Annotated in this window: 14 protein-coding genes; 4 read left to right on the forward strand and 10 right to left on the reverse strand. The window is 64.7% G+C overall.

All coding sequences use genetic code 11. From position 1 onward, the window contains the following. Positions 1-251: 251 nt before the first annotated feature. The 3 genes from Q0743_RS21610 to Q0743_RS21620 all read right to left on the reverse strand — a co-directional run bounded on the left by Q0743_RS21610 (position 252) and on the right by Q0743_RS21620 (position 3,254). A complete protein-coding gene (locus Q0743_RS21610; RefSeq protein WP_298243507.1) occupies positions 252-677 on the reverse strand; it encodes a hypothetical protein in 426 nt (141 codons plus the stop codon). 347 nt (positions 678-1,024) lie between these two features. Then, positions 1,025-1,546 carry a hypothetical protein gene (locus Q0743_RS21615; protein WP_298243508.1) on the reverse strand — a complete coding sequence of 174 codons (522 nt, stop codon included), beginning with the start codon at positions 1,544-1,546 and terminating at the stop codon, positions 1,025-1,027. 193 nt (positions 1,547-1,739) lie between these two features. Beyond that, positions 1,740-3,254 (reverse strand): caspase family protein, encoded by a 1,515-nt coding sequence (locus Q0743_RS21620; RefSeq protein ID WP_298243509.1) that lies wholly within the window; start codon positions 3,252-3,254, stop codon positions 1,740-1,742. Positions 3,255-3,454: 200 nt separating this feature from the next. On the opposite strand from Q0743_RS21620, the gene Q0743_RS21625 reads away from it, so the two are divergent. From Q0743_RS21625 to fabA, 4 genes are all read left to right on the forward strand, one after another. Then, positions 3,455-4,429: a helix-turn-helix domain-containing protein gene (locus tag Q0743_RS21625; protein WP_298243510.1), complete on the forward strand. Its 975-nt coding sequence runs from the start codon at positions 3,455-3,457 to the stop codon at positions 4,427-4,429. Between the two features lie 298 nt (positions 4,430-4,727). Continuing rightward, positions 4,728-6,260, forward strand: a complete 1,533-nt coding sequence (locus tag Q0743_RS21630) for a DEAD/DEAH box helicase (protein ID WP_298243511.1) — start codon at positions 4,728-4,730, stop codon at positions 6,258-6,260. Positions 6,261-6,427: 167 nt separating this feature from the next. Then, entirely contained in the window at positions 6,428-7,495 is a 1,068-nt protein-coding gene (locus Q0743_RS21635) for a GGDEF domain-containing protein (RefSeq protein ID WP_298243512.1), read from the forward strand. Positions 7,496-7,585: 90 nt separating this feature from the next. After that, complete coding sequence (gene fabA / locus Q0743_RS21640; protein WP_298243513.1) at positions 7,586-8,116, forward strand: bifunctional 3-hydroxydecanoyl-ACP dehydratase/trans-2-decenoyl-ACP isomerase; 531 nt, start codon at positions 7,586-7,588, stop codon at positions 8,114-8,116. Between the two features lie 53 nt (positions 8,117-8,169). Here the strand turns inward: fabA and Q0743_RS21645 are convergent, their stop codons facing one another. From Q0743_RS21645 to sufB, 7 genes are all read right to left on the reverse strand, one after another. After that, positions 8,170-8,613: a TfoX/Sxy family protein gene (locus Q0743_RS21645; protein ID WP_298243514.1), complete on the reverse strand. Its 444-nt coding sequence runs from the start codon at positions 8,611-8,613 to the stop codon at positions 8,170-8,172. 209 nt (positions 8,614-8,822) lie between these two features. After that, the gene (locus Q0743_RS21650) at positions 8,823-9,221 is read right to left on the reverse strand and encodes an iron-sulfur cluster assembly accessory protein (RefSeq protein WP_074123211.1); all 399 of its coding nucleotides are present in this window, start codon (positions 9,219-9,221) and stop codon (positions 8,823-8,825) included. Between the two features lie 49 nt (positions 9,222-9,270). Then, complete coding sequence (locus tag Q0743_RS21655; protein WP_018641712.1) at positions 9,271-9,642, reverse strand: SUF system Fe-S cluster assembly protein; 372 nt, start codon at positions 9,640-9,642, stop codon at positions 9,271-9,273. Beyond that, entirely contained in the window at positions 9,639-10,886 is a 1,248-nt protein-coding gene (locus Q0743_RS21660; protein WP_298243515.1) for a cysteine desulfurase, read from the reverse strand. The genes Q0743_RS21655 and Q0743_RS21660 overlap by 4 nt, the downstream gene beginning before the upstream one ends. Further along, the gene (gene sufD / locus Q0743_RS21665; RefSeq protein ID WP_298243516.1) at positions 10,883-12,187 is read right to left on the reverse strand and encodes a Fe-S cluster assembly protein SufD; all 1,305 of its coding nucleotides are present in this window, start codon (positions 12,185-12,187) and stop codon (positions 10,883-10,885) included. Before sufD ends, Q0743_RS21660 begins: the two co-directional genes overlap by 4 nt. 11 nt (positions 12,188-12,198) lie before the next feature. Continuing rightward, on the reverse strand, positions 12,199-12,951 hold the full coding sequence (gene sufC, locus Q0743_RS21670) for a Fe-S cluster assembly ATPase SufC (protein WP_194402257.1): 753 nt from the start codon (positions 12,949-12,951) through the stop codon (positions 12,199-12,201). A 62-nt stretch (positions 12,952-13,013) separates the two neighbouring features. Beyond that, positions 13,014-13,889: Fe-S cluster assembly protein SufB (gene sufB / locus Q0743_RS21675; protein WP_298243517.1), on the reverse strand; the 876-nt coding region annotated here is incomplete at its 5' end.

Here is a 13,889-nt window from a genome sequence, read left to right on the forward strand (position 1 = left end):
GACCCAAAAGGGCATCAGAGGGAACGTTCAACGTGGCATGGTTGCTTGCAGGCGTGGCAGCCTGGCTGGCCATCAACGTCGCGCTCGTCTATCTGCGCACGCGCCGGAGCCGCGATGCGGAGGAGAGCGAGCCGCGGGCCTAGCTTTGCCTGCGGCAAGAGCCGTGTCGGCGGTTCGGGTCGGAACGGCAATCGCTCCCTGACGTGCAGCGAGAAAGGCCCCCGCAGCGCGGGCCTTTGACGACAGCCAGACTATCGCTGATCCTCATTGCTGGTCCCGGTTCCCGGACTGCCGATCGGCAGCCCGTTGGGCGCGTGACCGACGCCCGTGTTCCGTTCGGCTTGCGCCGCGGCCGGCGTCTTGCCGTTCGCGGTCGGCGGCTGCGCATTCTGATTGTTCAGGCTGTTGTTGGTGTTGACGTTGGCTCCGGTGGTGGTGCCATGCGTCCCCATTCCTGAAGGCGCCGACGGCCCCGAATTGGCGCTGCTGGATGACGTGCCCATTCCGGCACCTGAACTCGCCGCAGATCCGGCACCGCCGGTGCCCGTCCCCGCCGCGGCGCCTGCGCCGGCACCGCCACCCGCGCCCGCACCGCCGCCTCCACCGCCCCCTTGGGCAAAGGCCGCCGTCGAAAGCGCAGCACATGTGAAGGCGATGAGAATGGACTTGCGGATCATGGATCAACTCCCTGGTTTGCTGGACAATCCAGGAGGCAGCGGAGTTGTTCCTTGGGCCGGATGTCTTGCGGCCTCAGTCGCGGAATGCCGAAGCGATCAGCTCTCGTCGCTCTGCCAGAAGCTCAGTGATGGCTGCACGACCACGGCAAACGCCGCAAGCGCAAGGATGGCGACGGCGACAAAAGCAATTGCGAACTCTTCCATGGAGTCTCCTAGCGCCACAGCCCCGGCGTGGATGCCGGATCGTTGCGGCAGCATGGTGTCTCCAAGGTGGATTTAGCATGCCCTTTGAAGAACGGTTCCATGACCCGCCCGCTCCCCTCGGCTCTGCTCCTAAGGCGGCTCTCTCACTTCGCGGTCGGCGGAAGATCGTTCTTGAGCACGCAACGGGCGTACTCGATAAATTTCGTCCTCATCAGCACAGTGCTTTCGTCCAGTGAAATGTTATCTCGAACGATCTCCTGGATATGACCGGGGTCGCCCAGTTTCCTCCGTTCGGTGGCGAGCGTTTCCTGTGTTTCGCTGATCACCCGCTTGCCTTGTTCGATCAGTGCGTTCGCCGTTTCAGTCGACGGCACCCCCCAGTCCGTATCGAGAATGATGCGGAGGCTTTTTTCATGGGCGGCTCGCGCCTTTTCGCGATTCGAATTTGCAATGAACTTGCGCTTCCCTTTGACGAACTCCTCGACCGAGCGCAGGCACACGGCGTGAGCCGCGGGGATCGGTTTATCGGAGCTTATGTCGGGGAATCCCTCGAGCTTGTATGTGCAAGGACAAGCCAGAGCCGTGACTGGAATTGTTAGCATCAGCACGCCGAGGCCGAGCGGGGCAAGGATGGCACGTCTTCGATAGCCGTCGGTCCGACCCATGCAGATCTCTCTGAACCTCTTGGAGAAGATGATCGCAGTCTGGGTTGGAAAGATAGGAGGTTGTCAAGCCTCTTTGATTGACCCAAATGGGCTACCGTTGTCCGAATTGCGGCTTCGTTCAGCGGGAGCATTCACTCCTTCGGAGCCCGCGCATCAGCCACCTCGTCGCGACGCAACCGTCAGCGAGCAAGCTTCAATTATTGCTCCGGTTCGCGCTGCGGAAGCTCTTGATCTCCGAGACGCTGCCGTCGCGATAGGTCAGCTCGACCGAGACCGACTGCGTAGCTGGGGCCAGCTTCATGTAGAGCGGCATGCCGTCGGTGATCGCGCTGGGGTCGCGCATGTCGCACGGCGGCATCTTCAGCACCTGGTTGGGCACGGCGGTGTCGATGCCGATGCGCACCTCGCGGATGGCGCAGCGATAGGACACGAGGTGCGTGTAGTAGACCAGCAGCCCGTTGAACTCGCGGAACGACAGCCAGCTCGTCGCGGTCATGTCGAGGATCTTGCGCTGGTCGCGGATCAGCGCCGCCTCGGGATCGAACCTGATGGGGAACGGTCCCTGCATGTCGCCGGACTGGTCGACGTAGCGGACCTCGATGGTGCCGGCCTGCGCATCCGGCGGCAGCTCGATCGACGGGTTCGGCATCCGCTTGCGCGTGCGCGGATCAAGCGTGTCGATGAATCCGGTCTCGCGGAAATCGACCTTGCCGGCCATGCGCCAGGAAATGCCGAGCGTCGGGTCGGCGAACGAGAACACCACGCTCCAGCCGCCATTGTGCCGCGAGAAGCTCGCGATCGGCGCATTGGTGGCCTCCTCCTTCGGCATCTTCGGCACCGACACCGGCGGCAACGCCGCAAGCTTCTGCGGCGGCGGATCGTCCGGCCGCGCGGCGGCATCCTTCGCCATGCCGCTGAGGAAAACATCGTCGACCATCTGGTCGAAATACACGGGCACCTGCCGGTGTTTCACGGTATCGGCCATCTCACTGACGGCGCGGCGGGTGCGCTGCGCCACCTGCACGAGGTTCTCGCCGGGCTTGAGCAGCTCCTTGGCGAAAGTGCGCGTGAACACCGAATTGGGATTGGCGTCGTCATTGGACAGGCGATCGAGCGCGGTCTGGCGGGGACCGGCCGAGAACACCGAGAACACGCCTTCGGGCAGCTGCATCATCGGCGCGAGGCCGCCACCACCGGCGACCGCGCGGGTGCCCTTGCGCTCGAACGGGTTGTTGCGGCAGGCGTCGAACACCAGGATCGAGGTTCGCGCCTTCTTGTTCTGCAGACGTTCGATGATGCGGTCCGCCAGGATGGATGCATCGCGCACCAGCTCTTCCTGTCCTTCCGTCGCCGCCGGCACGTCGGTCGGCAGAAGGTAGTTCTGGCCTGCGATCTCGAAGCCGTGGCCGGCGTAGAAGAAGAACGCGGTATCGCCGGGCTCGATCGCCTTGTCGAAGGCGAGCAGCGTCTCGGAGAACTGCTGCCGGTTCTGGTTCTCAGCCACCATCACCGAGAAGCCGAGCTGCTTGAGCGTGTCGCCCATGGTGCGGGCATCGTTGACGGCCTTGAGCAGCTTTGGAACGTTCCTGTAATCGTTATTGCCGACGACGAGCGCGACGCGCTTCTCGGCATGAGCGGGAAGCGCAAAGCCGCCGAGGCTCGCTGCAAGGCCAAGGGCCGCCAGAATTCTGAAAAGCCGACGCGTCATCACAAGTTTCCCGTTGCAGAACGGCGGAGAGGCCGCTTCCTTCGAACGGCAGTTCATTGGACCCCCTGCCGCTGTGTGATAGTCGGCCCAGACGTAACGGCGGTTCAAGGATCCCGGGCTCCGGTTCCCTGATCTGCCTATGGCAGATTCCCGCGGAATCTGCTCTTTCTAGGGCAATTGCGCTGCAAGCGGGGGCTGCCGTGTATCGCTGGTGTACCGACGAGGTCGAGCCGAACGATCGCTTCGATTATTGGCGCGAGGTGCGCTCCAAGGGTTTGTTCGGGGTCACCGCCGAGCTCGAGCGCGAACGGCGCGCGGACTTCTTCGGCGAATTCTCGCTGCGCCAGCTCGGCGGCGCCGGCCTCGTCGAGCTGAAGGCCTCAGCCTACACCGTCGAGCGCAGCACGTCCGACATCGCCTACGCGCCGGGCGACGCCATCTGCGTCTACCAGCAGCTCGGCAGCGGCGGCTGGTTCGGCGGCATGCGCGGAACCGACTTTGCGATCGCCAATGGCAGCTTCGCCACCAGCCATACCGACCTGCCCTACCGCACCGCGCCGCTGGGCGCCGGGGGCTTCCATCTGCGCATCCTCAAGATCCCCGTCAGCAGCATTCCGGCGCAGGACAAGCGTGTGCGCGAGCTTTCGCCCCGGACGTTCAGCGATCCCACCCTGGCGCCGCTGCTCGGAGCCTGCTTTGCCGAGCTCGGCGAAGCGTCCGCAGATCACGGCGCGACCGATGCGACCTCCCTGGTCCAGGCTTTGGCCCATCTGGCGCTGATCGAGCGCGGCATCGTCAGGCCCGGCAGCCGGCGCGGACAGGCCGCGCTGCGGACCGCCCGCCTCTCGCAGGCCCGCCGGCTGATCGCACGCCACCTGCAAAACCCGGCTCTGACGCCGACAATTGTGGCCGACGAACTCGGAGTCTCCGTGCGCCACCTGCACATGCTGTTCGAGACTGCGGCGAAGAGCTTCTCGCAGACCGTAACCGACGAACGGCTGAAACAGAGCCGCCGCCTGATGCGCGAGGCGCCCGAGCGGTTGATCGCCGATATCGCGGCCTCCTGCGGCTTCGAGAGCCTGGCGACCTATTACCGGGTCTTCAATGCCGCCTACGGCATGGCCCCAGGTGACTTCCGGTCCGACTTCCGGGCGCAGGGCTCAGCGGGGCGCTAGCGGCCGTTTTGGCGGCTCCGGTCGGAGCGCCGGTCTGGGCGGAAAACCCCAGTCGGGCCCGCTATTTGGCAAAAACCTCAGGTTTTTTAGGGCCTTCCCGCGCCCGCTCCATTGACTTTGGCCAATTCCCGCCTATGTTCCGGGTCGACGCGGCTCAGATCGAAGACCGATTCCTGAGCCTGGCGCTTTGTTCGCGTGAGTCAGCACCCCCAGCTTCTTTGAGAGCGCGCCGTTTCGGGGTGGAACGCGACAGCCTTATTACCCTCGATTCCGAACGGCGGTTTCGACCAGAGGCTCAATGTCCTTTTCAGATCTCGGACTGTCCGAAAAAGTCCTCGCCGCAGTGGCGGCCACCGGTTACACCAACCCCACCCCCATTCAGGAACAGGCGATCCCCCACGTCCTCGCACGCAAGGACGTGCTCGGCATCGCCCAGACCGGCACCGGCAAGACCGCGGCCTTCGTGCTGCCGATGCTCACCATCCTCGAAAAGGGTCGCGCCCGGGCACGCATGCCGCGCACGCTGATCCTCGAGCCGACTCGCGAGCTCGCGGCGCAGGTGAAGGAAAACTTCGACCGCTACGGCGCCGGCCAGAAACTCAACGTCGCCCTCCTGATCGGCGGCGTCTCGTTCGGCGACCAGGATGCCAAGCTGATGCGCGGCGTCGACGTGCTGATCGCGACCCCGGGACGCCTGCTCGACCACACCGAGCGCGGCGGCCTCCTGCTCACCGGCGTCGAACTGCTCGTCATCGACGAAGCCGATCGCATGCTGGACATGGGCTTCATTCCCGACATCGAGCGCATCTGCAAGCTCGTTCCCTTCACGCGGCAGACCCTGTTCTTCACCGCGACCATGCCGCCGGAAATCCGGCGCATCACCGAAGCCTTCCTGCACAACCCGCAGAAGGTCGAGGTCTCCAAGCCCGCCACCACCGCCGTCACCGTCACGCAGGCCCAGGTGCCCGCCGGACGCGAGGCGCACGAGAAGCGCGAGCTGCTGCGCCGCCTGCTGCGCGAGGCCAAGGATCTCAAGAACGCGATCATCTTCTGCAATCGCAAGCGCGAGGTCGCGATCGTTCACAAGTCGCTGCAGAAGCACGGCTTCAGCGTCGGCGCGCTGCACGGCGACATGGACCAGCCGGCCCGCATGGCCGCACTCGACCAGTTCCGCAAGGGCGAGCTGCCTCTGCTCGTCGCCTCCGACGTCGCCGCCCGCGGTCTCGACATTCCCGAGGTCAGCCACGTCTTCAATTTCGACGTCCCCCATCATGCCGACGACTACGTCCACCGCATCGGCCGCACCGGTCGCGCCGGCCGCACCGGCACTGCGATCTCGATCGTGACGCCGCTCGACCAGAAGTCGATGGCGGCGATCGAGAAGCTGATCGGCCAGAGCATTCCGCGCGCCGAAGGCGATTACGAAGTTCACGCCGAAGCTGGCGATGCGACCGATCGTCCGCGCGAGGCACGTGGCCGCGAGCGTTCGCGTGGAGGACGCGGCAAGCCGCAGCGTGGCCGTGAGCGTAGCCACGAGCCGCGCGAGGCGCGTGGCGAGCCGAGGCATTCTTCCGACGCGAGGCAATCGTCCGAAGCGAGGCACGCCTCCGAAACCAGGCAGCCCTCCGAAGCGCGGCATCGCTCCGAAGAGAGGCACGCGGGCGAGCCGCGTCGCAACGCACGCCAGCAGGCCAACAATAATTCGCATGTGCCGTCGATCGGCCGTCCCGAACCGCGCCGCCAGCGCGAGGCCGATACCGAGCCGGGCGATCATTCGCATCTGCCGGCGTTCCTGCTCCGGCCCGTGCGCTCGTCTCCCGCCGGCGCCTGACGCGCGCAAGCGCGCTCCAGGTTTCAGTTGCGGAAACAGGAAGCACACGTTTTTAGACGCTTCGTGAACGTAAATTTACGGGGCGTTCACGATCGTCCGTTAGCCTACGAACATAATTTAAGCATTGCTGCGGTCGTCGGCGCACCGACCGCTGTGGGGTATGTTCCGTGGTCAAGGTGCTCGACGAACACGAACGCACGATGGCGTTCGCCGAAGTAGCGCTCGGTCAGATCCGATCGCTTCGCCAGACGGCGATTCCGCGCAATTACGAGATCTGGTACGTCTACGCCACCGGCTACAACGCCCCGCTCAACAAGATCGTCAACGAGACGCTGGCGCGCAGCGGCAAGCTGACCGAAGCCGATCTCGAGCAGATCTACGAGACCTATCTCTCCCACATCAAGACCACCGACCGCATCGACAAGGTCGGCGCGCGCGTCATCGGCGAGATCGACGACGTGATGCGAGTCCTGGGTGACGCACTCGGCATGACCGGCTCCTACGACGCCAGCCTGTCGGGCGCGACCGCGAAACTGTCCGCGGCCAAGAGCCGCGACCAGATCAAGGCAATCGTCGAAAGCCTGCTGCGCTCGACCAGCGAGATGCGCGACACCAACAAGGCATTGGAAGATCGCCTGACGCTGTCGAAGAACGAGATCAGCAATCTCCAGCAGAGCCTGGAGGCGATCCGCGCCGAGAGCCTGACCGACCCGCTCACCGGCCTCGGTAACCGCAAATATTTCGACCGCATGATCGGCATGGCCGTACAGAGCGCGCTCGCCTCGGGCGAGCCGCTGTCGCTGCTGCTGTTCGACATCGATCACTTCAAGTCGTTCAACGATTCCTACGGCCATCTCACCGGCGACCAGGTGCTGCGGCTCGTCGGCCTGTCGCTGAAACAGACCATCAAGGGCCAGGACATCACCGCGCGCTATGGCGGCGAGGAGTTCGCGGTCGTGCTGCCCAACACCGCGCTGCGCCAGGCCCTCACGGTGGCCGACCACATCCGCCGCGCGGTGATGGCCAAGGAATTGAAGAAGAAATCCACCGGCGAGATCCTCGGCCGCGTCACCATCTCGGTCGGCGTCTCCATGCTCAAGCCGGGCGACGATCCCGACGCCTTGATCGAGCGCGCCGATGCCTGCCTCTACGCCGCCAAGCGCAACGGTCGCAACCGCGTGATCTGCGAAGCCGATCCGGAATACGCGGTCGAGACCCACAGCCGCGTGGCGTGACAGAAGAACACCACCCGCGCTTGACATTCCGACCTGACGAACGACATCTTCCTCGCCGCTGATGGCGCCCGACCGCGAGGACTTGTCGTCTTGCCCAACCCCCACGATTTCCACACGCCGCAACCGTCCTACACCCGGGACGAGCTGCTGAGATCGAGCGACGGCGGCTATTTTGGCCCCGGCAACGCGCAATTGCCGGCACCGCCGATGCTGATGATGGACCGCATCACGGAGATCAGCCTGGACGGCGGCGCCTATGGCAAAGGCCATATCGTCGGCGAGTTCGATATCACGCCCGGTCGCTGGTTCTTCGATTGCCACTATCGTGGCGACGCGGTGATGCCGCCAACGCTGGGGCTCGATGCCATGTGGCAGATGGTCGGCTATTGGCTCGGCTGGTCGGGCTCACCGGGCAAGGGTCGCGCCATCGGCGTCGGCGAGGTCGAGTGCACGGGCACCGTTACTCCCGACACGAAGAGCGTGCGCTACGAGGTCGCGATGCGCATGGTCCGGCGCGGCAAGCTGGTGCTTGGCATTGCGGATGGACGTGTGCTGGCGGATGGCGTGTGCGTGTTCACGGCCAAGGACATGAGGGTCGGCTTGACCCAGGCCGTGGAGTAGGTCTCGTAGGGTAGGCAAAGGCGCGTAGCGCCGTGCCCACGATCTCGTCGTGATTATTTCGAACGGTGGGCACGCTTCGCTTTACCCACCCTGCGCACCGTCTTCTTGACTGCCTTCTTCGCCACACGCTTCTTCGGTGCGGCTTTCTTCGCCGCCTTCTTCCCCTTCGGCCGCGTCTTCAGCTTGGCGCGCTGAGCGGCCGCGAGCGCCGCCCTCGCCCACTGCACAAAATCATCGGAATCGTCGAACAGCCGCGCCGGCAGCTCCCAATAGGAGTTGACCACCACGGTCTTGGCGCGGGTCGAATACTGAAACGGTTTCGAGCCTTCCGCCTCGAAATCGGGAATGGTCACCTCGTCGGCGCGGAAGAACAGGCCGGCGCGCAGCGACAAAGCGAAATTGATGCCGTCGGCGGAGATGCCGTGCCCCGAGAACATCTTGCGGATGGTGACAGGGCCGAAATCGGCGAACAGGTCGATCAGGAATTCGCGGTCCATCGCCCAACTCTCCCCCGGTGTCGTCCTTGCGAAAGCAGGGACCTCAGCGCGAGCGCCTTGCGCTCGTCGCGATAACCACAGGGTGGAGTTTAGCGAAGACTGTTCGTCGTGCCAGCTCCGGTACTGATATCTCGCTTCAAGGAGAGATCACGCGGTATGGGTCCCTGCGTTCGCAGGGACGACTGCGGAGTAAATGGCGAAAGCCGGGCTTACCCGTCGATCTTGGCCGGTCGCAGCTCGACCGACTCGCCGCAACCGCAGGCGGAGATCTGGTTGGGGTTGTTGAAGACGAACTGGGCCTGCATCTTGTCGGCCTTGTAGTCCATCTCGGTGCCGAGCAGGAACAGCACGGCCTTGGGATCGACCAGGATCTTGACGCCCTTGTCCTCGACGACCTCGTCGGTCGGGCGGATCTCGTGGGCGTATTCGACCGTGTAGGACTGGCCGGCGCAGCCGCCGTTCTTCACGCCGACGCGCAGGCCCACGATCTCGGAATCCGCACGCTGGGTCAGCTCGGTGATGCGCTGGGCGGCAGCATCCGTCAGCCGCATCACCTGCGGGCGCGGACGCCGCGGCTTCGGAGTCGATGCTGGGGTTGCCTGTGTCATGTCAGTGATGTGGTCCGTTGCGGAGCAGATTCAATGCCAGAATTACGCGTCACCACATATTGAGGACGAGGCGCGCCTCGTCACTCATGCGCTCGGGCGACCACGGCGGCTCCCAGACGACCTTGACGTCGACCACGCCGACGCCGGGCACGCTGGCGACCGCGTTCTCGACCATGGTCGGCAGCTCGCCGGCGGCCGGACAATTCGGCGTCGTCAGCGTCATCTGGACGTCGACCGAGCGGTCGTCCTTGATCTCGACCTTGTAGATCAGGCCGAGCTCGTAGATGTCAGCGGGGATTTCCGGGTCGAACACGGTCTTGAGCCCGGCGATGATCTCGCGGGTCAGTCGCTCGGTTTCCTCCGGCGGCAGCGCCGAATGGGTCTCCATCGGATTGGCTTTGATTTCGGCCGTGTCACTCATGCGAACAAATCCCGCGCCTTCAACAGCGCCTGTGCCAGATGATCGACTTCTTCCCGCGTATTATACATGCCGAAAGAGGCCCGGCAGGTGGCCGTGACGTTGAACCGCTCTAAAAGCGGCATCACGCAATGGGTGCCGGCGCGCACCGCGATGCCCTGGCGGTCGATCACGGTGGCGACGTCGTGGGCGTGCGCCCCCTTCAGCTCGAACGAGATCACCGGGCCCTTGCCCCGCGCCGTGCCGATCAGCCGCAGCGAGTTGATCTCGCGCAAGCGCTCCTGGGCGTAGGCCGTGAGATCGGCCTCGTGCGCGGCGATGCGCTCCTTGCCGATCGAATTGACGTAGTCGATGGCGGCGCCAAGCCCGACGGCCTCGACGATCGCCGGCGTGCCCGCCTCGAACTTGTGCGGGGGATCGCCATAGGTGACGACATCGCGAGAGACCTCGCGGATCATCTCGCCGCCGCCGTTGAAGGGACGCATCGCGACGAGGTGGTCGTACTTGGCCCAGAGCACGCCGATGCCGGTCGGGCCGTAGACCTTATGGCCGGTGAAGACGTAGAAATCGCAGCCGATGTCCTGGACATCGACCGGCAGATGCACAGCGCCCTGGCTGCCGTCGACCAGCACCGGAATGCCGCGGGCATGGGCGATCTTCACGACCTCCTTGACCGGCACGATGGTGCCGAGCGCGTTCGACATCTGCGTGACCGCGACCAGCTTGGTCTTCGACGTCAGCAGCTTCTCGAACTCGTCGATGAGGAAATTGCCCTCGTCGTCGACCGGCGCCCATTTGATCACGGCACCCTGGCGTTCCCTCAGGAAATGCCAGGGCACGATGTTGGAGTGGTGCTCCATGATCGAGATGACGATCTCGTCGCCCTCTCCGATATTCGGCCCGCCCCAGGACGACGCGACCAGATTGATCGCCTCCGTCGCGTTGCGGGTGAAGATCACTTCTTCGGTCCGGGGCGCATTGATGAACTGCGCCACCTTGGTGCGGCCGCCCTCATAGGCTTCGGTCGCGGCATTGGCGAGGTAATGCAGGCCGCGATGCACGTTGGCGTATTCGGACTGGTAGGCTTGCGTCATGCGCTCGAGCACGGCACTCGGCTTCTGCGCCGAGGCGGCGTTGTCGAGATAGACCAGCTTCTTGCCGTAGACCTGCATAGCGAGCGCCGGAAAATCCTGGCGCACGCGCGCGACGTCGTAGGCGCCGTTCTTGACCGCCGGATGCGTGCTCATTGGCGGCGCTCCAGCCAGCGCTCGGCGATGCCGATCACGTGCTCGCGCAGGCCATCATCGGCAATCTGCTCGATCGCCTCGCCGACGAAAGCCTGGATCAGCAGCGCCTGAGCCTGCTTCTCCGGCAGGCCGCGGGCCTTCAGATAGAACAGCAGGCTGTCGTCGAGCGCGCCGGCGGTGGCGCCGTGGCCGCAGGAGACGTCGTCGGCGAAGATCTCGAGCTCGGGCTTGTTGTCGGCCTCGGCCTCGTCCGACAGCAGCAGCGCGCGGGTCATCATCTTGCCGTCGGTCTTCTGCGCATCGGGACGGACGATGATGCGGCCCTGGAACACCGAATGGGCGCGATCGTCGATCACCGCGCGAAAAACTTCGCGGCTGACGCAGTTCGGCACGGCATGGTCGACCACCAGCGTGGTGTCGCCATGCTCGGTCTTCTGCAACAGGTTGACGCCGTTGGCCGAGAGCTCGCTGCCCTCGCCCGCCAGGGTGATGAAGCCCTGCAGACGGCTCACGGCCGCACCGGTGGTCATGTTGAAGAAATTGTACTTCACGTTGGCGCCGATGGTGACGAACTGCGAGCTCACGTTCACCGCGTCAGGCGCATCGTCCATCAGGCGGATATGGGCGACGTCGGCGCCGTCGCCGACCGAGACGAGGACGGCGTCGTTGATCTGGTAGGCGGCGGCGCCCGCCGCGACAAAGGTCTCGACGATGGTGGCGCGCGCGCCCTTCCCGATCGTCACCTTCGAGCGGCTGAACGCGGAGGCCGACGCGGCGGTCGCAATGTGAATGATCTGGATCGGCGCGGACAGCTGGGCGCCGTCGGCAATCGACAGCACAACGCCGTCGGTCGCCATCGCCGCGTTCAGCGCGATCATGGCATCAACGGTCGCGGTCTTCAGAAGACCCGCGTCCTTGTCCAAAGTCTCCCGCAAGGTCCTGAAGCCGGCCTCGGCGGCGAGCGCCTTCACGTCAGACAGATCGGCCACGAACGCGCCGTCAACCAGCACCAGCTTGCGGGCGCCGGAGATCGCATGAGCCTTCACCGCCTCGGCGGCGCGCTTGAGCGCAGCGGCGTCGGGCGCGGCCGCCAGCGGCAGCACCTCGCCGACCAGCGCGCGCAGGTCGGTGTATTTCCATTCCTCGATCCGGCGATGCGGCAGGCCGAGACGCTCGTAAGTCTCAAACGCCTCGCGTCGCACGGCGGTGACCCCAGACGAACCCGGCAGCCGGCCCTCGGCGCTGGTGAAGAGATCGCTCACCGCGCGGCCCTTTCCGGTCTTTGCCACAGCAACGTTCATCGCAAAATTCCTTACGCGGCGTCCTCGAACTGGGCGTAGCCGGACGCTTCCAGCTCCAGCGCCAGTTCCTTGCCACCGCTCTTCACGACACGGCCCTTCGACATCACGTGCACGACATCGGGCACGATGTAGTTCAGCAGCCGCTGATAATGGGTGATGACGACCATCGAACGCTTGGGCGAGCGCAGCGCGTTGACGCCGTCGGCCGCAATGCGCAGCGCGTCGATGTCGAGGCCCGAATCCATCTCGTCGAGGATGCACAGGCTCGGCTCGAACAGCGCCATTTGCAGCACCTCGTTGCGCTTCTTCTCGCCGCCGGAGAAGCCGACATTGACGCCGCGCTTGAGCATGTCCTGCGGGATGTTCAGCGACTTCGAGACTTCGCGGACCTTCTTCAGGAAGTCCGGGGTCGAGTACTCGTCCTCGCCGCGCGCCTTGCGCTGGGCGTTCAGCGCCGTGCGCAGGAAGTTCATGGTGGCGACGCCGGGAATCTCGACCGGGTACTGGAACGCCAGGAACACGCCCTTGGCGGCGCGCTCGTCCGGCGACATCTCCAGGAGGTCTTCGCCCTTGAACAGGATCTGGCCGTCGGTGACCTCGTAGCCGGGCTTGCCGGCGATGACGTGCGAGAGCGTCGACTTACCGGAGCCGTTCGGCCCCATGATCGCGTGGATCTCACCCTCGTTCACGGTCAGCGTCAGCCCGTGGAGGATCTCACGCTCCTCGACACGAACCTTGAGGTCTTTCACTTCAAGCAAAGCCATCTTGGTATCCAGTTTATTCAGATGATGTTGGAGCGCGCGAGGCGCACCGCGAGGGTCGGCGCTTAACCGACCGACCCTTCAAGCGAGATCGAGATCAGCTTCTGAGCTTCCACCGCGAATTCCATCGGCAGTTGCTGCAGCACGTCCTTGACGAAGCCGTTGACGACGAGGCCGACCGCCTCCTCCTGGCTGAGGCCGCGCTGGATGCAGTAGAACAGCACGTCCTCGGAGATCTTCGAGGTCGTCGCCTCGTGCTCGAACGTCGCCGAGGAGTTCTTGGCCTCGATGTACGGCACGGTGTGCGCGCCGCATTTGTCGCCGATCAGCAGCGAGTCGCAGGCGGTGAAGTTGCGCGCGCCGGTCGCTTTCCGATGCGCGGTGACAAGACCGCGATAGGTGTTCTGCGACTTGCCGGCCGCGATGCCCTTGGAGATGATCCGGCTCGACGTGTTCTTGCCGAGGTGGATCATCTTGGTGCCCGAGTCGACCTGCTGGAAGCCGTTCGAGATCGCGATCGAGTAGAACTCGCCGCTCGAATTGTCGCCGCGCAGGATGCAGCTCGGATATTTCCAGGTGATGGCAGAGCCGGTCTCGACCTGGGTCCAGGAAATCTTGGAGCGGTCGCCGCGGCAGTCGCCACGCTTGGTGACGAAATTGTAGATGCCGCCCTTGCCTTCCGCATTGCCGGGATACCAGTTCTGCACCGTCGAATATTTGATCTCGGCATCGTCATGCGCGACGAGCTCGACCACGGCGGCGTGCAGCTGGTTCTCGTCGCGCTGCGGCGCGGTGCAGCCTTCGAGATAGGAGACGTAGGCGCCCTTGTCGGCGATGATCAGCGTGCGCTCGAACTGGCCGGTGTTGCGCTCGTTGATGCGGAAATAGGTCGACAGCTCCATCGGGCAGCGCACGCCCGGCGGCACGTAGACGAACGAGCC

Origin of the sequence: uncultured Bradyrhizobium sp. (genome assembly GCF_936943645.1) — a bacterium.
Taxonomy (GTDB): domain Bacteria; phylum Pseudomonadota; class Alphaproteobacteria; order Rhizobiales; family Xanthobacteraceae; genus Bradyrhizobium.

Excerpts from the sequence above, each read along its gene's own strand:
- Q0743_RS21610 (WP_298243507.1), bottom strand. The coding sequence starts at position 677 with ATGATCCGCAAGTCCATTCTCATCGCCTTCACATGTGCTGCGCTTTCG.
- Q0743_RS21615 (WP_298243508.1), bottom strand. The coding sequence starts at position 1,546 with ATGGGTCGGACCGACGGCTATCGAAGACGTGCCATCCTTGCCCCGCTC.
- Q0743_RS21620 (WP_298243509.1), bottom strand. The coding sequence starts at position 3,254 with ATGACGCGTCGGCTTTTCAGAATTCTGGCGGCCCTTGGCCTTGCAGCG.
- Q0743_RS21630 (WP_298243511.1), top strand. The coding sequence starts at position 4,728 with ATGTCCTTTTCAGATCTCGGACTGTCCGAAAAAGTCCTCGCCGCAGTG.
- Q0743_RS21645 (WP_298243514.1), bottom strand. The coding sequence starts at position 8,613 with ATGGACCGCGAATTCCTGATCGACCTGTTCGCCGATTTCGGCCCTGTC.
- Q0743_RS21650 (WP_074123211.1), bottom strand. The coding sequence starts at position 9,221 with ATGACACAGGCAACCCCAGCATCGACTCCGAAGCCGCGGCGTCCGCGC.
- Q0743_RS21655 (WP_018641712.1), bottom strand. The coding sequence starts at position 9,642 with ATGAGTGACACGGCCGAAATCAAAGCCAATCCGATGGAGACCCATTCG.
- Q0743_RS21660 (WP_298243515.1), bottom strand. The coding sequence starts at position 10,886 with ATGAGCACGCATCCGGCGGTCAAGAACGGCGCCTACGACGTCGCGCGC.
- sufD (WP_298243516.1), bottom strand. The coding sequence starts at position 12,187 with ATGAACGTTGCTGTGGCAAAGACCGGAAAGGGCCGCGCGGTGAGCGAT.
- sufC (WP_194402257.1), bottom strand. The coding sequence starts at position 12,951 with ATGGCTTTGCTTGAAGTGAAAGACCTCAAGGTTCGTGTCGAGGAGCGT.